Raw genomic sequence first — 17,777 nt, forward strand, 5'->3', positions numbered from 1 at the left:
GACCGGCGGTTTCAGCAGGCGCGTCAGAGGGGGACGAGGGTGGTCTCGGTGGCCTTGACGACGGCCCAGACGCGGGTGCCGTCGGCGAGGTCGAGTTCGGCGGCGGCCTGCGGGGTGATCTCGGCGACGAGGTCGGGGGTCGCGTCGGTGGTGAGGAGGACGCGGGTGCGGCTTCCGGACGCGGTGAGCTCGCGGACGGTGCCGTGCCAGGCGTTGCGGGGGCTGCCGTACGGCCGTTCGCGGTGGAGGGCGACGGCTTCGGGCGGGATGACGGCGAGGGCCTCTTCGCCCGTGGGGAGCGGGTCGGCGACGTGCAGGTGTCCGCCGTCCCGGGTGGCGAGGCCGGTGGCGGTGGTGGTTCCGGTCCAGGCGTTGCGGCCGAGCATGCGGGCGACCCAGGGCGAGCGCGGCGAGCGCGTGAGTTCGGTGGGTGGCGCGTCCTGGATCAGCCGTCCGTCCTCGAGCACGAGGACGCGGTCGGCGAGGGACACGGCTTCGACGGGGTCGTGGGTGACGATCAGGCAGACGCCGCCGAACGCCGCGAGGTGACTGCGCAGGGCGTGCCGGACGCGGGCGCGGGTGGTCTGGTCCAGCGCGGCGAGGGGCTCGTCGAGCAGCAGCAGGCGGGGCCGGGCGGCGAGGGCGCGGGCGAGGGCGACGCGGCCGGCCTGGCCGCCGGAGAGGCGGCCGGGCCTGCGGTGCGCGAGGTCGCCGACGCCCAGGTGGTCGAGCCACTGCCGGGCGTGGCGCCGGGCCTCGGTCCGCGGGACGCCGTGTGCGCGCAGCCCGTAGGCGGTGTTGCCCAGCGCGGTGAGGTGGGGGAAGAGGGCGCCGTCCTGTGGGACCCAGGCGATGTCACGGCGGTGGGGGGCCGTGCCGGTGACGTCGCGGTCGCCGAGGCGGATGTCGGCGTGGGAGCGGGAGGTGAGACCGAGCAGGGCGCGCAGCAGGGTGGTCTTCCCGGCTCCGTTGGGGCCGACGACGGCCAGGGTCGTGCCGGCGGGGGCGTCCAGCGCCACGTGGTTGAAGCCGGTGACGCGGGCCTGGAGGGAGCAGTCCCGGCGCGGGTCGGAGGGCGGTGCGTCCCGGGCGACCGGGGGGAGAGCGGGGTCGGGTTCGCCCGTGGTCGGGGACGGCTGCTGGACGCGGGCCCGGGGGGTTCCGGTCCAGCGGCCGCGGAGCGCGACGAGCACCCCCATGGCGATGACCAGCAGCAGCAGGGAGACCGAGGTGGCGGTCTCGGGCTGTCCCTGCAGCAGCAGGTAGACCTTGAGCGGCAGGGTCTGGGTCGTGCCGGGGAGGTTGCCGGCGAAGGTGATCGTCGCGCCGAACTCGCCCAGTGCTCGGGCCCAGGTCAGGGCCGCTCCGGCCAGCAGCCCGGGGGCGACCATGGGGAGGGTGACGGTGAGGAACACCCGGACCGGGGTGGCGCCGAGCGAGGCGGCGGTCTCCTCGTAGCGGGGGCGGAGCCCGCCGATCGCGCCTTCCAGGCTGATGACGAGGAAGGGCATGGCGACGAACGTCGCGGCGACCACGGCCCCGGCGGTGGAGAAGGGCAGCGTGACGCCGAAGGTGTCGTACAGCCACGGGCCGAGGAGGCCGCGGCGGCCGAAGGCCAGCAGCAGTGCCACTCCGCCGACGGTGGGGGGCAGCACCATGGGCAGCAGGACGAGCGACCGGACGAGCGCCTTGCCGGGGAACCGTGCGCGCGCCAGCAGCCAGGCGAGGGGAACGCCGAGGAGCAGCGAGAGCCCGAGGGCCGAGAAGGAGACCAGCAGCGACAGGCGCAGCGCCTCCGTGGTCGCGGGGGCGGTGAGGTTCGCGGCGAGGTCCGGCCACGGGGTGCGGGCCAGGATGCCGACGAGCGGCAGGGCCAGGAATCCCACGGCCAGCACGGCGGGTACGGCGAGCAGGGCGGGCGCTCCGGTGCCGGGCGGGCGGTGCCTCGCGCCCCCGGCCCACCGGCGGGTGGGCCGGTCGGTCCCGCCCGGTTCCGGGCGCCGCGCGCCCCCGCCCGTCCCCCCGGAACGGACGGGCGCGGCGGCGCGGCGGGGGCGTTTCACGGCTTCTGGAAGCCTGCTTCACGGAGGATCCGCTGAGCCTCCGGGCGGGTCAGCCAGTCGACGAAATCCTGCGCGGCTTCGGCGTGTTCGGAGGATTTCAGGGTGGTGACGGGATACGTCGCGATCTCGTTCCGGGCATCCGGGACCCTCACCGCGTCGACCGTGTCGGGGGAGGTCGCGGCGTCGGTCTGGTAGACGAGTCCGGCGTCGGCCTCGCCGAGTTCGACCTTGGACAGGACCGCGCGCACGTCGGTCTCCCGGGAGACGGGCTCCACCCGCAGGTCCTCCCGCCGGAGGATCTGCTCGCTGTAGTCGCCCACCGGGACCTCCGGCGCGGCCAGGACGACCTTCAGTCCGGGGTCCGCCAGGTCCTCCAGCGCGTCGACGTCCTCCGGGTTGCCTTCCCGGGTCACGATCACCAGACGGTTCCGGGCGAAGACCACCGGCTCCGCGGTGTCGTCCCGCACGCGGTCCATGGTTGCGGTGTTGGCGGTCGCCAGCACGTCCGCGGGCGCCCCTTGCGAGACCTGCGCGGCGAGGACCTGCGAGCCGGCGAAGGAGAAGGTGACGTCCGTGCCGGGGTGCGTCTTCTCGTACGTCGCCCCGGCGGCCTGGAACACGTCGGTCAGCGACGCGGCCGCCAGTACCGTGATCTTCTCCTTCGCCGGGGTGCCGTCGCCGGTGCCGGAGCCCCCGGTGCCGGAGCCGCACGCGGTCAGCGGCACCAGCAGGGAGGCTGTCAGCAGTGCGACGGTGGTGCGCCGCCCGGAGGGGGAAGAGGGCATCGATCGGCTCCTTCGCCAGGAGGTCGGGAGGGCGGGAGGCCCGGGGGCCGCGTGCATGTCGGTGGGGTAGGGGAGCCGGCTCAGGTACGGCCGAACGCGACCGGGGGGACGCGCTGCGGGTTCAGCTGCGGTCGATGTGCACGCTGGTCGACTTGACGCGGGCGGTGGCCCGCATGCCGACCTCCAGGCCCAGTTCCTCGACGGCCTCCCGGGTCACCAGGGAGACGAGCCGGTGTGGGCCGGCCTGGATCTCCACCTGCGCCGCCACGTCGCCGAGCCGGACGGAGGTGATGATGCCGGGGAAGGCGTTGCGGGTGGAGGTGAAGGGCTCCTCCTCGTCCTGCCCCCCATGGCCCCCCTGGCCGCTCTGGGCGACCTCGATCGCGAAGGACGCCAGGTCCCGGCCGTCGACGAGACGGCGTCCGGACGCGTCGCGGTGGGTCGCGACCCGGCCGGCGTCCGCCCAGCGGCGTGCGGTGTCGGGGCTGACACCCAGCAGCCGCGCCGCCTGACCGATCGTGTAGGACTGCATATACCTCACGCTAGGCCCCACAGCCTCGCATCTGCAAGATGATAGGCGCTCTTTCATGGCAGATGCACAGAGGGCGGAGCCTGAACCCGGAGGAACCGCCGAAGCCCGGCCGGCATCCGGGTGGCGCTTCGGGCGCGCCTGCCGCCCTGCCGCAACGGGACGGGAGATGCCGGCCCGGTCCGACGCGCAGGGCGCGCCCGCCCCGGCAATCAGGGAGGTCTCCGTCGTGAACCTGAGCATCCGCAACAGACTGCCCGGCACCGTCACCCGGCTCACAGCCGGCCAGGCCATGACCGGCGTAACGGTCGACGTCGGGGGCGGGCACCTCACGGCGGTGATCACCAACGCAGCCGTCACCGATCTCGGCCTGGCCCCCGGCACCGACGTCACGGCACTCGTCAAGGCCACGGAGCTGTCACTCGCGACGCCGGGGTGACCGGCACCCCGGGCACCCCGGCCCGGTGAGCCGGGACCACGACCCGACGAGCCCGACGAGCCCGACGAGCCCAGCCGAACCGATCACTTGCCTCACCTATCGAAACTCGATAGATTCCCATCGTGGTTCGATTGAGGGAGTGGCGATGGGCAAGCTGACGGTGCTGGCGCTGCGGGTGGTGATCGTGGCGCTGCTGGCCGGGTCGGTGGGCGTGCAGACCGTGATGGCCACGCTGCTGGCCGCCGACCTGGACGATGCCGGCCTGGCGGACCGGCGCGTTCCGGTGGTCGTGATCGTGGTGCTCGGCGTCGTGGCGGCGCAGACCGTCCTGGTCTGCGTGTGGCGGCTGGTGACGATGGTGCGCCGGGGAACGGTGTTCTCCCCCGCCGCCTTCCGGTACGTCGACGTGGTGATCGGCGCCTTCACGGCCGCCGCCCTGCTGGTGTGCGTGCTGGGCGCCGTCCTCGCGCCGGGCGAGGAGGTGGCGCCGGGCGTCGTGCTGATGCTGGGCGGGGTCGCCCTCGGGGTCTTCGCGGTGGCACTGATCGTGCTGGTACTGCGGATGCTGCTGGCGCAGGCGGTCGCGCGCGACGTCGAAGCGTCGCAGATGCAGGCCGAACTCGACGAGGTGATCTGATGCCGATCGTCGTCGACGTCGACGTGATGCTCGCCCGCCGCAAGATGTCCGTCGGAGAGCTCGCGGAGCGCGTCGGGATCACCCCGGCCAACCTGGCGGTGCTGAAGAACGGCCGCGCGAAGGCGGTGCGCTTCTCGACGCTCGCGGCGCTCTGCGAGGTACTGGCCTGCCAGCCGGGCGACCTGCTGCGCTGGGAGGCAGACCGTACCGACCAGACCGACCAGACCGACCGGGCCGACCAGACCGACGCCACCGATGCAGCCGACGACGGAGCGGCGGGCCTGACCGACGCGGCCGCCGGGGACGCCCACCGATGAGCGCCCCCGGAACCGGCCTCGGGGCCCGCGCCTCCGCCGACGTCCTGGTGGTCGGTGCGGGGCTGGCCGGGCTGCACACGGCGACGCTCCTCGCCCGCCGGGGCCACGACGTGGTGCTGGCCGAACGGCGTACGCGTCTGACGACCGGCGTCCGCACCACCGGGATCTTCGTACGGAAGACGCTCGACGACTTCCCGCTCCCGCAGGACCGCCTCGGCCCACCGATACGCCGGGTCGTGCTCTACCCGCCGAACCTGCGCCGACCGGTCGAACTGGTCAGCGACCGCGACGAGTTCCGGGTGGGTGACATGGGACCGCTCTACGCCGGGGCGGCCGACGCCGCGGCCGCGGCCGGCGTGCGCGTGGTCCTGGGCACGCGCTACGCCGGCCGCCTGGGCGGCGGCACGTTCCACCTGGCCGGGCGCGACGGTTCCACCGTGCTCCGGGCCCGGTTCGTCGTCGGGGCCGACGGAGCCCGCTCCCGCGTCGCCCGCGACCTCGGCCTCGACCGCAACCGGCACCTGCTGGTCGGCGCCGAGGAGGTCTTCGCGCTGCCCGGAGGCGGCGACGGGCCACCGACGTTCCACTGCGTGCTCGACCCTTCGCTGGCCCCCGGCTACCTGGCCTGGGTGGTGGACGACGGACGGCACGCCCATGTCGGCGTCGCCGGGTACGCCGACCGCTTCCCGGACGGCCTGCGCGGGGCGGTGCAGCGGTTCCGCGCGTCGGCGCCCGGACTCTCCGGCGTGCGGCGGGCGGAGTCGGTGGAACGGCGCGGCGGCCCCATCCCCGTCGGCGGCGTGCTGCGCAGGATCAGTTGCGCCGACGGACTCCTGGTCGGCGACGCGGCGGGCGCGGTCTCGCCCCTCACCGCCGGCGGCCTGGACCCCTGCCTGCGGCTGTCGGAGCACGCGGCGGCCGTGCTCGACACCGCGCTGCGGACCGGCGGCCGCCACGCGGCGGCGGCCTACGACGGCGCCGCGCTGCGCGCCGCGTTCCGGGGACGGCTCACCCTCCGCAGAGGGCTGGCACAGCTGCGCACCCCCGCGATGGCCGCCGCCGCGTTCCCCCTTCTCCGCACCCCGCTCGGACGCGCCGCAGCCGGCCGCGTCCTCTTCGGCGACCGTTCCTTCCCGGACGCCCCCGCCCCCGGCCGGCCCCGGCCGGGCCGTTCCCTCCGCGGCGGCCGGACACCCGCCTGACGACGCCCCGGGCCCCGGACAGGTCCTAGGCGGACGACCGGAGGTGGGTCGAAGCACTGTTCGGGCGGGGCGCGCGACAGTACTCTGTGCGCCAGTGACGGAGTGTCACCAAGGGTCACGGAGGCGCGCGCATGGGGGAGCCGGCGTTCGGCGTGCTGGGCCCGCTGCGGGTGCGGGTGGGCGGCGCCCCGGTGCGCCTCGGCGGGCCGAAGCCGCGAGCGGTGCTGGCCACGCTCCTGCTGCAGCCCGGCGGGTTCGTGTCGCTGGACGTGCTGACCGAGGTGCTGTGGCCCGAGGGTGCACCCCGGTCCGCGGTGGCGAACGTACGGACGTACGTGCGCGCGCTGCGCAGCGCGCTCGCCGCGGCGGGGGTGGACACGGAAGGGCTGACCACGCGGCCCTCGGGCTACGCCCTGGACGTCGCCCCGGACGACCTCGACATGCTGCTGTTCGAACGGCGGCTGGAGCAGGCGCGGGCGGCGCGGGACCGGGGCGAGGACGCGGCGGCGCTGCGCGGCTACGAGGCTGCGCTCGGGCTGTGGCGGGGCGGTGTGCTGCAGGACGTGCCGTCGAGCGTGGTGTGGGACCCGGCGGTCACCCGGATCGAGGAGCTGCGTGCGGTCGCGGTCGACGAGTGCCTGAAGGTGCGGCTGCGGCTGGGCGACTACGCGCCGCTGGTCGCGGAGTTGCGGGGCAGGCTGGCCGAGGACCCGGTGCGGGAGGACCTGTGGCAGATGCTCGTGCGGGCGCTGCACGGCGCGGGCCGCACCACCGAGGCGCGGGAGGCGTACGCGGAGGCCGAGCGGGTGCTCGCGGTCGAGCTGGGCGTCGAGCCGAGTGCGCCGCTGCGTGCGGTCGGGGTGGACCACGGGTACGCGGGCCGGCGGCGTAAGGCCGATCCCGGTCCGGTGTGCCAACTGCCCATGGACGTCCCGGACTTCACCGGCCGGGAGGATCAGATCGGCGTCCTGGAGGGGTGGCTGTCGGCGGCCGGACGGCAGCCGGTGGTCGCGGTGCTGTCGGGGCCGCCGGGGTCGGGGAAGTCGACGCTGGCGGTGCATGTGGCGCACCGGGTGCGGGACGCGTTCCCGGACGGCCAGCTCTTCGTCGACCTGGGCGGCTTGAGCGACCGGCCGCGTGAACCCGTCGACGTGCTGGCGGAGTTGCTGCGCAGCCTGGGGGTGATCGACGCGGCGATCCCCGGGGACCCGGCGGAGCGTGCCGCGCTGTTCCGGTCGCGGCTGGCCCAGCGGCGGTTCCTGGTGGTGCTGGACGACGCGGCGTCCGGGGCGCAGGTGAGGCCGCTGCTGCCGGGCACCGGGGGGTCCGCGGTGCTGGTGACCTCCCGCCGCCGGCTCCCCGTGCTGCCGGCGTACCACTGCGCGCTCGGCGTGATGGAGCGGGACGAGGCGCGCGAGCTGCTGGGCACGATCGTCGGCACGGACCGTCTGCGCGCGGAGGGCGCGGAGGCGGACCGGGTGCTCGCGGGCTGCGGTTCGCTGCCGCTGGCGGTGCGCATCGCCGGATCCCGGCTGGCGAACCGGCCGGGGTGGACCGTCGGGGCGCTGGCCGACTTCCTGCACGACGAGCGCGGCCGGCTGGACCAGCTCCAGACCGGCGAGCTGGAGGTGCGGGCGAGCGCGGAACTGAGCTACCGCCACCTGCCCGAGCCCGCCGCGACGGCGTTCCGCGTCTTCGGGCAGCTCCCGGACGAGGCGACGGCGGGCTGGCTGGTCGCGGCGGCGACGGGCGTGGCCGACGCGAACGCGGGTGGGCTGGAGACCCTGCTGGACGAGCACCTGGTCGAAGTGGTGGGCACCGACGCCCTGGGGATGCAGCGCTACCGCATGCACGACCTGCTGCGCTGCTACGCCCGGGAACTCGCCGAGGCCGACGGCGACGAGGTGCGGACGCGCCGCCGGCTACGGGTGGTGGACGACCTGGTCGCCCTGGCCCGCTGCGCGAACTCCGCGATGCCGACCCGCTTCCTGGGGGTGCTGGGGGAACCGGTGCAACCGCAGGGGGCGGCCGGGGCGGTCGTACCGGCGGTGCGGGCGCGGCCGGTGGAGTGGTTCGAGTCCGAACGGCGCGTGCTGGTGGCCTCCGTGGAGTCGGCGTTGCGGCGGGGGCACGTCGCGCAGGCGGCCGACCTCGCCGTCGAACTGGCCGGGTTCTTCGACATGCGCGGCTACTACGGCGACTGGCTGCGCACGCACCGGCTGGTGCTGGACGCGATGCCGGAACCGACCGACGCGCGGGCCGCGACGCTGCTGCGGAACCTCGGCCAGCTGCACCTCTACCAGGACCGGTACGCCGACGCGCTCGCCGCGTTCGACCTCTCGCGCACGCTGTTCGCGCGCCTCGGGCACGGCTACGGCGAAGCCGTCGCCGCGGTGGGAGCCGGGTCCGTGCACCGTGTGCTGAACGACCTGGACGCCGCGCTGGCGGCGTTCGGCGAGGCGCTGCGCGGCTTCGGCGAGGTCGGCGACCGGCACGGCGAGGCGGTCGCCCACAACGCGATCGCCTCGGTGTGGCTGGAGCGGCGCGAACCGGAGGCGGCCACGCCCTGGCTGGCCGCCGCGCTGGAACTGTCCGGCGGCGTGGGCGACCGGCACCGGGAGGCGCAGGTGCGGCGCCGGATGGCCGTCGCGCACGAGCAGCGCGGCGAGCTCCGGGAGGCGCGGCAGGAGCTGGAGCGGGCGCTGGGCATCTTCGACGAGCTGGGGGACGCGCACTGCGCGGCGTACGTGCAGCAGAGCGTCGGCGAACTGTGCCTGCGCCAGGGCCGGGCGGGTGAGGCGTCGGCGCTGCTGGTCGACGCGCTCAACGTGCAGCGGCAGCTCGGCGACCGCCGGGCGGAGGCACGGGTCGCGTGCCTGCTGGGCGAGCTGCATCACGCGACCGGCCGCAAGCAGACGGCACGCCGCTACTTCCACCGTTCGCTGTCGACCTGGCGGCGGCTGGAGGTGCGGGAGCAGGCGGAGCTGGTGCACGCGAAGCTGCGGGCCCTGCGCTGACGCCCGGGGAGCGCCCCGGGCGCTCCCCGGGGGCGGGCGCGGCCGGTCGTGCGCGGGCCGCCGGGCGGAACAGCCGGTTGGGCACCGCCGTTCCGCCCCGTGCGACACCGGCAGCAGGTCAGCAGTTGTTGCTGCGCTGGCTGCGCTTGGTGTAGTCGCCCCACCGGACGCCCTGGACGACCGCGACCACGACGCTGCCGCTGTGGATCTGCTCGTAGTGCAGGTGGGGGGTGATGTTGTAGAGCGCGGAGGTGGCGCCGACGCGGCCGATCTTCTGGCCCAGCTTGACCTTGTCGCCCTTCTGCACGGCGCGGGTCTTCAGGTGGGCGTAGCGCGTCTGCCAGCCGTTCCCGTGGCCGATGACGATGGTGTTGCCGTAGCCGGTGCCGGTGGAGTAGTAGGAGGACAGCACCGTGCCGCCGGCGCTGGCGAAGACACGCCGGCCGCGGTCGTCGGGGTTTCCGTTGGCGTCGTAGTGGTTCCAGTCGATGGAGTGCGCCGGGCTGTGGCCGTTCCAGTTGTTGCCGACCCAGGTCTGGTTGCACAGGAACGGCATCTTGAAGTTCGGCCGGGCGAGCGGTTCGGCGGACGAGGCGGCCTGCGGCGACGCGACGGCGACGGGCGCCGCGACCGTGACGGCTGCCGCGGCGCTCACGGCGGCCAGGAGGCTGCGGGTACGTCTGCGCATGGATTCTCCCCTTGTCTTCGGTGACCAGGGGATTCAAGGAGGCGGGCATACAAAGCGGATACAAGCCCGGATACAAGCGCCGGACGCCGCACGGGGGGCACTGCTCCGGGACAACCTGACATGCCTGCGACAGCCGTGGGTAGCCTCCGCGGGTGCCCCACAACACCGTGAACTCATCGCAGTCATCCGCCCCGACGCCTCGTCGGGCCGCCCGGAGGGCGGGCCTCGCGGCGACCGCCGCGACCGTCCTCGCCGCCCTGGCCGCGGCCTCGGCCCCCGCTGCCGCGGCCGGGAACACCGACACGGCCGGAGAGCGGAGCCCGGAGGGCGGACGCGGCTGCGTCGTCGTGTACTTCGACCTCGGCGAGACGCTGATCCACACCGAGGACGACGGCTCGCTCCACTACCTGCCGGAGGCCGCCCGCCACCTGCGGGAGCTGCGCGAGGCGGACGTCGAGGTCGGCCTGATCACCAACGTCCCGCCCGAGTGGGGCGAGACGGACGCCGAACGGGCCGCGAAGCTGCGCGAGATCGTGGACGCCGACTGGACCGGCACCAGCCCGTTCGCGTGGGAGGACTTCGAGGGCCGCATCCTCACGCCGCGCGCCGTCGAGGAGCGCAAGCCGTCCCCCGCGCTGTTCGACCGGGGCTCCGGCGCCGCCGACGGCTGCCACGTCGTCTACCAGGGCGAGACGGCGGAGGAGCTGGAAGTGGCCCGCGACGAGGGCTACTTCACCTACAAGGTGGGGCGGGAGGGCGCGTGGCCGGCGTACCTGCCGGTGCCGGTGATCGAGGCCCTCGCCCACCTGCCCTGACATCGCCGCCCGTCGGGTGCGTCAGGCGCATCCGCCGCGGGCGTACGCGGGCCGCGTGGCCGGCGACCTCGGGGTCGTCGGCCACGCGGCCCGTGCGTACTGCGTCAGGCGATACGGCGGACGGGGGCGGCGCTCTCCGCGGCCGCCGCGGCGGACCGGCGCCGGCGCGCCAGCACCACACGGCGCTCGGCCGCGGTCAGCCCGCCCCACACGCCGTACGGCTCCGGCTGGAGCAGCGCGTGCTCCCGGCACTCGACGAGGACGGGGCAGCGTGCGCACACCCGCTTGGCGGCCTGCTCACGGGCGAGGCGGGCGGCGGTGGGCTCCTTCGACGGAGCGAAGAACAGCCCGGCCTCGTCCCGGTGGCAGACCGCATCGGCGTGCCAGGGGCCGGCATCGTCGTCGCGGGCGGGCGCCCGTGGGGTGGGGACGGCGGCCTGCAGGGACTGATGCGGCGTTTGCAGCACGGTCTGACTCCTACACGAGACGGCTACGGCGGTCGGTCTGGCCGATGTGTGCACCTTCACCCGTCTTGCTGCGCACGGCAGTTCGCGCTGCTCGCCGTACGAGAGACGATGCACCAGCCTTACCCGCTGTGCGCACGCTTATGCACACGGTGCCATGCGGCCGTGCGGTACGGCACCCCGTGCCGCGGACCGCCCACCGCCCACCCCGGGGCGGTCAGTGCCCGTGCCCGTGGCCCTTGTGCAGGTTCTTCAGCCGCTTGCCGCGCTTCGGCCTCGCCGAGACGCCGCCGAACAGCGCCAGGCCCTTGACGACGACCACCGGCGCGTCCGGGTCGGGCGAGTCGTGGGAGCGGACGTCGAAGCCGCCGAAGATGCCGGTCCCGCGGCCGCGCAGGGTCACGTTCTCGGGGACCCGGATGTCCACGCCGCCGAAGACGGCGGTGGCGTTGATGACGATCTCCCGCTGCGTGAACACGGCCTGGGTGAGGTCGATGTCGACGCCGCCGAAGCAGGCGAAGGCGTTCGTCTTCCGGCCGATCCGCCAGCTGCCGCGCCGGGTGGCACCGCTGAAGATCGCGACGGCGTTGTCCGCGGCGCCCTCGTCCCCGTGCGGAGCGGCGTCGAACGCGGGGGCGGGCCGCGGAGCGCTCCTGCCACCCGGCTGCGGCAGGTCGCGGACCAGGGGTTCGAGCTGCCCCATGGTCTTGGCGGCGTAGACCGCGTCCAGCCGCTCGGAGTGCTCGTCCGCGTCGAGCCGGCCTTCGGCCAGCGCCTCGCGGAGGATGTCCGCGACGCGGTCACGGTCGGCGTCCGAGGCCCGTACGTCGGCCTCCGCGGCCGGTCGCACGGCGGGCTTCTCGTTCGGCGAGGGACGCTTCTCCAGCGGCGAATCAGTCACCACGCCAGCCTACCCAGACGCGATAGATCGCGACCAGTGTCCGCGACGGGGAACCGTGCGCGCGTCACCCCGTGGCCGGCGCGCACCCGCCGGACGCGGTGAGGCGGCGGCCCTCCGCTCCGGGAGTGGAGGGCCGCCGCCGGGCTCCTTCCGTCACCGCGCCGCCGACCAGGAGTGGGCGACGTCGACCACGACCCGGTCCCCCAGCGGGAACACGCGGAACGGCAGCCGCGCCCGGACTCCGAGGCCGAGCTGGGTCGTCCCCTCGTAACTGGCGCCGTACCGCGCGTCGCGGAAGGTGCGGTAGCCGTCGAGGTCCACACCGGGAAGCGGCCGGCCGGGCCGCCCGGCGTAGGTGGGCTCGAAGGTCTCCGGGTCGTACGACGGCGCGCCGACCACGATCTCCAGCACCGCGCCGCCGGATATCGGCAGCGGCCGCCCGGAACCGTCCTGGTGGAAGCGGGACACGTAGCGGACGTGGTAGCCGGCCGCGGTCGCCGGAGCGTCGCCCCGGATGTCGAGCACCATCCGGTCGAAGCACGCGTGCCGGCCGGTCCGGACGTCCACCAGCGGGCGGTTCGACGCGAACGGCGCGGACTTGGGCAGGCTGCCCCAGGTCACGGCGCAGGACGCCGCGGCGCTCCGGGCCGTGGCGGCGGTGGTCGCGGCACCGCCGTCCGCTGGCGCGCTCGCCTGGACGGGGCCGGCCCCGGCGACGGCGGTGGTCCCGGCGACGGCGGCGGTGACGAACAGAGTGGTCATTCTTCGCATGGCTGCCCCCTGTGGTGCAATTCGCGCTGTTTCTCTTGCAATAAGGTCAGACAGCGGAAATCGGAGAAAAGTTGCAGCGGCGAGAGACTCCGTGAAAATCCGCGAGAACACGGCCTGGCGGCTGCCGGGGCCCGGGGGCGGCGGGAGACCGGAGTCCCCGCGTCTTCCGGCCCCCGGGAAGCGTTCTACGCTGTGAGGCGCGCTCACCGTCGAGAGGAAGATGCCCCATGGCCGCCACCCCGGAGTTCAGCTACACGGACCTGCTGCCGCGGGGTGAGGACACCACGCCGTACCGCCTGGTCACCGCCGAGGGCGTCAGCACCTTCGAGGCGGACGGCCGTACCTTCCTCTCCGTGGAGCCGGAGGCGCTGCGGACGCTTGCCGCCGAGGCGATGAAGGACATCGCGCACTACCTGCGGCCCGAGCACCTGGCCCAGCTGCGCCGCATCCTGGACGACCCGGAGGCCAGCGCGAACGACCGCTTCGTCGCGCTCGACCTGCTGAAGAACGCCAACATCGCCGCCGCCGGCGTCCTCCCGATGTGCCAGGACACCGGCACCGCCATCGTGATGGGCAAGCGCGGCCAGAACGTCCTGACACGCGGCCGGGACGAAGAAGCCCTCTCCCGCGGCATCCACGACGCCTACACGCAGCTCAACCTGCGGTACTCCCAGATGGCGCCGCTGACCATGTGGGAGGAGAAGAACACGGGCACCAACCTGCCCGCGCAGATCGAGCTCTACGCGACGGACGGCGGCGCCTACACGTTCCTCTTCATGGCCAAGGGCGGCGGCAGCGCCAACAAGTCCTTCCTCTTCCAGGAGACGAAGGCGGTGCTGAACGAGGACTCGATGATGACGTTCCTCGAGGAGAAGATCCGCTCGCTGGGCACGGCCGCCTGCCCGCCCTACCACCTGGCGGTCGTCGTGGGCGGCACCAGCGCCGAGTACGCGCTCAAGACCGCCAAGTACGCCTCCGCGCACTACCTGGACGAGATCCCGGCCGAAGGCTCCCCGGCCGGGCACGGCTTCCGCGACAAGGAGCTGGAGGACAAGGTCTTCGAGCTCACCCAGAAGATCGGCATCGGCGCCCAGTTCGGCGGCAAGTACTTCTGCCACGACGTGCGGGTCGTACGGCTGCCGCGGCACGGGGCGTCCTGCCCGGTCGCGCTCGCGGTGTCCTGCTCGGCGGACCGGCAGGCGGTCGCGAAGATCACCGCCGAGGGCGTGTTCCTGGAGCAGCTGGAGACCGACCCGGCACGGTTCCTGCCGGAGACCACGGACGACGAGCTGGACGGCGAGGACGAGGTCGTGAAGATCGACCTCGAGCGGCCGATGGACGAGATCCGCGCCGAGCTGACCCGCCACCCGGTGAAGACCCGGCTGTCGCTGACCGGCCCGCTGGTCGTCGCGCGCGACATCGCGCACGCGAAGATCAAGGAACGGCTGGACGCGGGCGAGGAGATGCCGCAGTACCTGCGGGACCACGCGGTGTACTACGCCGGGCCGGCGAAGACGCCGGAGGGCTACGCGTCCGGCTCGTTCGGGCCGACCACGGCCGGGCGCATGGACGCGTACGTGGAGCAGTTCCAGGCGGCCGGCGGCTCCATGGTGATGCTCGCCAAGGGCAACCGCAGCAAGCAGGTCACCGACGCGTGCGCCGCGCACGGCGGCTTCTACCTCGGCTCGATCGGCGGACCGGCGGCCCGGCTGGCGCAGGACTGCATCCGGAAGGTGGAGGTCCTGGAGTACGAGGAGCTGGGCATGGAGGCGGTCTGGCGGATCGAGGTGGAGGACTTCCCCGCGTTCGTCGTCGTCGACGACAAGGGGAACGACTTCTTCACGGACCCCGGTCCCGCGCAGCCCTTCGTCACCTCGATCCCCGTCGGCGGCCCCGCCCGCTGACGGCTCCGGGCTCCGCCCGGGGGCGGGAAGCGCGCGTTATGTTCGGGGACATGAGCGAGAACGCCGAGTACCGGATCGAACGCGACTCGATGGGCGAGGTGCAGGTGCCCGCGCACGCGAAGTGGCGGGCGCAGACGCAGCGCGCGGTCGGGAACTTCCCGCTGAGCGGACGGCGCCTGGAGCGCGCGCACATCGAGGCGCTGGCCCACATCAAGGCGGCCGCCGCCACCGTGAACGCGGACCTCGGCGTGCTGGACGCCGGGGTCGCCGACGCGATCCGCGCCGCCGCCGAGGAGGTCGCCGACGGCCGCTGGGACGACCACTTCCCCGTGGACGTGTTCCAGACCGGTTCCGGCACCTCCTCCAACATGAACATGAACGAGGTCGTCGCCACCCTCGCGACCGAGCGGCTGCCCGGCGACGCCACCGTGCACCCGAACGACCACGTCAACGCCAGCCAGTCGTCCAACGACGTCTTCCCGTCCTCCCTCCACATCGCCGCCACCGCCGCCGTCACGCGCGACCTGGTGCCCGCGCTGGAGCACCTCGCGGCGGCGCTGTCCCGCAAGGGCGAGGAGTTCGCGGAGGTCGTGAAGTCCGGGCGCACCCACCTGATGGACGCGACCCCGGTCACCCTGGGCCAGGAGTTCGACGGCTACGCGGCGCAGATGCGGCACGGCGTGGAGCGGCTGCACGCCTCGCTGCCCCGGCTCGCCGAACTGCCCCTCGGCGGCACCGCGGTGGGCACCGGCATCAACACGCCGCCGGGCTTCTCGGCGGCCGTGATCGCGGAGGTCGCCCGGATCACCGGGCTGCCGCTGACCGAGGCGCGGGACCACTTCGAGGCGCAGGGCGCGCGGGACGGACTCGTCGAGACGTCCGGGCAGCTCCGTACGATCGCGGTCGGCCTGACCAAGATCTGCAACGACCTGCGCTGGATGGCGTCCGGCCCACGCACCGGGCTGGCCGAGATCGCGCTGCCCGACCTGCAGCCGGGCTCCTCGATCATGCCGGGCAAGGTGAACCCGGTGATCCCGGAGGCGGTGCTGATGGTGTGCGCCCAGGTCACCGGCAACGACGCGACCGTCGCGACCGCCGGGGCCGCCGGAAACTTCGAGCTCAACGTGATGCTGCCGGTGATGGCGAGGAACCTGCTCGAATCGGTGCGGCTGCTGAGCCGTGCCGCCCGCCTGCTGGCGGACCGCACGGTCGACGGCATCACCGCGAACACGGAGCGCGCCCGCCTGTACGCGGAGTCGTCACCCTCCGTCGTCACGCCGCTCAACCGCTACATCGGCTACGAGAACGCCGCCGCGGTGGCGAAGAGGGCCCTGGCAGAGGAGAAGACGATCCGGGAGGCGGTGCTGGAGGCCGGGTACGTGGACCGGGGCGAGCTGACCCTGGCGCAGCTCGACGAGGCGCTGGACGTGCTGCGCATGACCCGGCCGTAGCGCCTGCCCGTGCGTGAGTGCCGCAGGCCCCGGGCGGCACCGCCGAACGGGTGTCGTGCGGCACAGGTCACGGCGCGGCCTGTAAGAGGTTGACTACCCTTTGCCCATGACAGCGCACACGGTGGGCCCGCAGCCGGGCGGGGCGGACGACCCGTACTCCCGCCCCGCCCGGGGCCCGGAGCAGCGCTGGGCCTCCGGTGAGCACATCCTCTGGCGGTACCGCGCCAACGGCCACGACCACCCGCACATCTGCCGCCCGGTGACGGTCGTGCAGGACACCGAGGATCTGCTCGCGGTCTGGATGGCCCCGGACACCGTGTGTGTGAAACCGCAGCTCGTGGACGGCACGCCGGTGCACCGGGAGCCGCTGGCCACCCGCTACACCAAGCCGCGCACCACGACCCTCTCCCGCTGGTTCGGCACCGGCGTGCTGAAGCTGGCCGCGCCCGGCGAGCCCTGGTCGGTGTGGCTGTTCTGGGAGCGGGGGTGGCAATTCAAGAACTGGTACGTGAACCTTGAAGAACCGCGCCACCGGTGGGCGGGCGGGATCGACTCCGAGGACCACTTCCTGGACATCGCCGTCTACCCCGACCGCACCTGGGAGTGGCGGGACGAGGACGAGTTCGCCCAGGCGCAGCAGGCGGGGCTGATGGACAGCGACAAGGCCGGAAGGGTACGGGAGGCGGGCCGCGCGGCCGTCGAAGGCATCCGCGCCTGGGGTCCGCCGTACAGCGACGGCTGGGAGCGCTGGCGCCCGGACCCGCGCTGGACGGTGCCCGCGCTGCCGGCCGACTGGGACCGGTCCCCGGTGCCGCGCTCGGAGCCGCCCACCCGCCCGCGGCGCCTCGACGGCACCCCGCGCGGGCCCCGATCCTGAGAGCCGGTCGATCACATGCCTGCCACAACCTGCCGCCACCTCTTGCTGCGCCCCCAGTCGGCAACCGTAGGATCAGCGTCCGGTAGACCGTGCGCTTCCGAGCAACTCCCCTCTTGGGTGGGGGACTTGCCGGTGAGCTGGAGAGGAGCGAGCAGGTGAACGGTGCTGACGGCACCTCCCACGCGAGGACGGAGGACCACGGCGCCTACGCCGCCCTCGGCCGCGCGGGCCTCGACCGTTCCGGCCAGGCGGAGGCGTTCGACGCGATCGGGGACCGTTACGACGAGGCCTTCCCGCACAAGGAGGGCCAGATCGCGGCCGGCGTCTGGCTCGCGGAGCAGCTTCCGGCCGGCGCGCGGGTGCTCGACCTGGCCTGCGGCACCGGCACGCCGACCGCCCGGCAGCTCACCGAGTCCGGCCTGAAGGTGACGGGCGTCGACCTGTCCCCCGGCATGGTCGAGCTGGCCCGGGAGAACGTGCCGGAGGCCGACTTCCGCACCCTCGACATCGCCGATGTGGAGAGTGCGGGCCTCGGCCCGTTCGACGGCGCGGCGGCCTTCTTCGCCCTGCTGATGCTGCCCCGTGCCGAGATCCCGGTCGCGCTGCGGATGCTGCACGGCCTGCTCCGCCCCGGCGCGCCGCTGGTGCTGTCGATGGTCGAGGCGGACGTCGACGATTTCTCGATCCCGTTCCTGGGCAACACGATCCGGGTATCCGGCTATCTGCGGGAGGACCTGCACCGGGTCGTCACGGATGCGGGATTCGAGATCGCCGGGGAGGATTCCTATGCCTACGCACCGGCCACCACGGACGTACCGCCCGAGATCCAGATCTTCCTGCACTGTAGAAAGCGCTCGTAAGGGGTGGCCCGCGGGCCGGGCGGGGTCCGGTCCACGAGGCACCCCCGGGCCGGGCCG

17 protein-coding genes are annotated in these 17,777 nt (G+C 74.1%); 10 read left to right on the plus strand and 7 right to left on the minus strand.

From position 1 onward, the window contains the following. Positions 1 to 23: 23 nt before the first annotated feature. The 3 genes from K304_RS29825 to K304_RS0118585 all read right to left on the minus strand — a co-directional run bounded on the left by K304_RS29825 (position 24) and on the right by K304_RS0118585 (position 3,380). On the minus strand, positions 24 to 1,913 hold the full coding sequence (locus K304_RS29825; RefSeq protein ID WP_051308614.1) for an ABC transporter permease: 1,890 nt from the start codon (positions 1,911 to 1,913) through the stop codon (positions 24 to 26). Positions 1,914 to 2,059: 146 nt separating this feature from the next. Further along, on the minus strand, positions 2,060 to 2,848 hold the full coding sequence (gene modA, locus K304_RS0118580) for a molybdate ABC transporter substrate-binding protein (protein WP_027764982.1): 789 nt from the start codon (positions 2,846 to 2,848) through the stop codon (positions 2,060 to 2,062). 121 nt (positions 2,849 to 2,969) lie between these two features. Continuing rightward, a complete protein-coding gene (locus K304_RS0118585; protein ID WP_027764983.1) occupies positions 2,970 to 3,380 on the minus strand; it encodes a helix-turn-helix transcriptional regulator in 411 nt (136 codons plus the stop codon). 226 nt (positions 3,381 to 3,606) lie between these two features. On the opposite strand from K304_RS0118585, the gene K304_RS34105 reads away from it, so the two are divergent. The 5 genes from K304_RS34105 (at position 3,607) to K304_RS0118610 (ending at position 8,989) form a co-directional block, all read left to right on the plus strand. Further along, positions 3,607 to 3,816: a TOBE domain-containing protein gene (locus tag K304_RS34105; protein ID WP_486591725.1), complete on the plus strand. Its 210-nt coding sequence runs from the start codon at positions 3,607 to 3,609 to the stop codon at positions 3,814 to 3,816. Positions 3,817 to 3,961: 145 nt separating this feature from the next. After that, on the plus strand, positions 3,962 to 4,453 hold the full coding sequence (locus K304_RS0118595; protein WP_027764984.1) for a DUF2975 domain-containing protein: 492 nt from the start codon (positions 3,962 to 3,964) through the stop codon (positions 4,451 to 4,453). Continuing rightward, positions 4,453 to 4,770: a helix-turn-helix domain-containing protein gene (locus K304_RS34110; protein WP_051308606.1), complete on the plus strand. Its 318-nt coding sequence runs from the start codon at positions 4,453 to 4,455 to the stop codon at positions 4,768 to 4,770. Before K304_RS0118595 ends, K304_RS34110 begins: the two co-directional genes overlap by 1 nt. Continuing rightward, positions 4,767 to 5,972, plus strand: a complete 1,206-nt coding sequence (locus tag K304_RS29840) for an NAD(P)/FAD-dependent oxidoreductase (protein ID WP_051308607.1) — start codon at positions 4,767 to 4,769, stop codon at positions 5,970 to 5,972. The genes K304_RS34110 and K304_RS29840 overlap by 4 nt, the downstream gene beginning before the upstream one ends. Before the next feature lie 131 nt (positions 5,973 to 6,103). Then, on the plus strand, positions 6,104 to 8,989 hold the full coding sequence (locus K304_RS0118610; RefSeq protein ID WP_027764985.1) for a BTAD domain-containing putative transcriptional regulator: 2,886 nt from the start codon (positions 6,104 to 6,106) through the stop codon (positions 8,987 to 8,989). 118 nt (positions 8,990 to 9,107) lie between these two features. On the opposite strand, the gene K304_RS0118615 is transcribed toward K304_RS0118610, so the two are convergent. Further along, positions 9,108 to 9,677, minus strand: a complete 570-nt coding sequence (locus K304_RS0118615) for a M23 family metallopeptidase (RefSeq protein WP_027764986.1) — start codon at positions 9,675 to 9,677, stop codon at positions 9,108 to 9,110. Positions 9,678 to 9,844: 167 nt separating this feature from the next. Between K304_RS0118615 and K304_RS29845 the strand changes: the two genes are divergently transcribed. Beyond that, a complete protein-coding gene (locus K304_RS29845) occupies positions 9,845 to 10,492 on the plus strand; it encodes a hypothetical protein (protein ID WP_051308615.1) in 648 nt (215 codons plus the stop codon). Positions 10,493 to 10,596: 104 nt separating this feature from the next. Here K304_RS29845 and K304_RS0118625 read toward each other — a convergent pair whose 3' ends face one another. From K304_RS0118625 to K304_RS0118635, 3 genes are all read right to left on the minus strand, one after another. Then, positions 10,597 to 10,959, minus strand: coding sequence for a WhiB family transcriptional regulator (locus tag K304_RS0118625; RefSeq protein ID WP_027764987.1), 363 nt, complete (start codon positions 10,957 to 10,959; stop codon positions 10,597 to 10,599). Between the two features lie 214 nt (positions 10,960 to 11,173). Beyond that, positions 11,174 to 11,857: a DUF1707 and DUF2154 domain-containing protein gene (locus K304_RS0118630; RefSeq protein ID WP_027764988.1), complete on the minus strand. Its 684-nt coding sequence runs from the start codon at positions 11,855 to 11,857 to the stop codon at positions 11,174 to 11,176. A 153-nt stretch (positions 11,858 to 12,010) separates the two neighbouring features. Next, complete coding sequence (locus K304_RS0118635) at positions 12,011 to 12,628, minus strand: AMIN-like domain-containing (lipo)protein (protein ID WP_027764989.1); 618 nt, start codon at positions 12,626 to 12,628, stop codon at positions 12,011 to 12,013. A 227-nt stretch (positions 12,629 to 12,855) separates the two neighbouring features. On the opposite strand from K304_RS0118635, the gene K304_RS0118640 reads away from it, so the two are divergent. The 4 genes from K304_RS0118640 (at position 12,856) to K304_RS29855 (ending at position 17,720) form a co-directional block, all read left to right on the plus strand. After that, a complete protein-coding gene (locus tag K304_RS0118640) occupies positions 12,856 to 14,532 on the plus strand; it encodes a fumarate hydratase (RefSeq protein WP_027764990.1) in 1,677 nt (558 codons plus the stop codon). Positions 14,533 to 14,582: 50 nt separating this feature from the next. Next, a complete protein-coding gene (locus K304_RS0118645) occupies positions 14,583 to 15,983 on the plus strand; it encodes a class II fumarate hydratase (RefSeq protein WP_027764991.1) in 1,401 nt (466 codons plus the stop codon). A 106-nt stretch (positions 15,984 to 16,089) separates the two neighbouring features. Further along, positions 16,090 to 16,860 (plus strand): cytidylyl-2-hydroxypropylphosphonate hydrolase, encoded by a 771-nt coding sequence (fomD, locus tag K304_RS29850; protein WP_051308608.1) that lies wholly within the window; start codon positions 16,090 to 16,092, stop codon positions 16,858 to 16,860. Between the two features lie 155 nt (positions 16,861 to 17,015). Then, complete coding sequence (locus tag K304_RS29855; protein WP_051308609.1) at positions 17,016 to 17,720, plus strand: class I SAM-dependent methyltransferase; 705 nt, start codon at positions 17,016 to 17,018, stop codon at positions 17,718 to 17,720. The last annotated feature ends 57 nt before the right edge of the window (positions 17,721 to 17,777 follow it).

The organism is Streptomyces sp. CNS606 (genome assembly GCF_000426325.1).

Excerpts from the sequence above, each read along its gene's own strand:
- K304_RS0118645 (WP_027764991.1), top strand. The coding sequence starts at position 14,583 with ATGAGCGAGAACGCCGAGTACCGGATCGAACGCGACTCGATGGGCGAG.
- K304_RS0118635 (WP_027764989.1), bottom strand. The coding sequence starts at position 12,628 with ATGCGAAGAATGACCACTCTGTTCGTCACCGCCGCCGTCGCCGGGACC.
- K304_RS0118640 (WP_027764990.1), top strand. The coding sequence starts at position 12,856 with ATGGCCGCCACCCCGGAGTTCAGCTACACGGACCTGCTGCCGCGGGGT.
- K304_RS0118585 (WP_027764983.1), bottom strand. The coding sequence starts at position 3,380 with ATGCAGTCCTACACGATCGGTCAGGCGGCGCGGCTGCTGGGTGTCAGC.
- K304_RS0118610 (WP_027764985.1), top strand. The coding sequence starts at position 6,104 with ATGGGGGAGCCGGCGTTCGGCGTGCTGGGCCCGCTGCGGGTGCGGGTG.
- fomD (WP_051308608.1), top strand. The coding sequence starts at position 16,090 with ATGACAGCGCACACGGTGGGCCCGCAGCCGGGCGGGGCGGACGACCCG.
- K304_RS29840 (WP_051308607.1), top strand. The coding sequence starts at position 4,767 with ATGAGCGCCCCCGGAACCGGCCTCGGGGCCCGCGCCTCCGCCGACGTC.
- K304_RS0118615 (WP_027764986.1), bottom strand. The coding sequence starts at position 9,677 with ATGCGCAGACGTACCCGCAGCCTCCTGGCCGCCGTGAGCGCCGCGGCA.
- modA (WP_027764982.1), bottom strand. The coding sequence starts at position 2,848 with ATGCCCTCTTCCCCCTCCGGGCGGCGCACCACCGTCGCACTGCTGACA.
- K304_RS34110 (WP_051308606.1), top strand. The coding sequence starts at position 4,453 with ATGCCGATCGTCGTCGACGTCGACGTGATGCTCGCCCGCCGCAAGATG.
- K304_RS0118595 (WP_027764984.1), top strand. The coding sequence starts at position 3,962 with ATGGGCAAGCTGACGGTGCTGGCGCTGCGGGTGGTGATCGTGGCGCTG.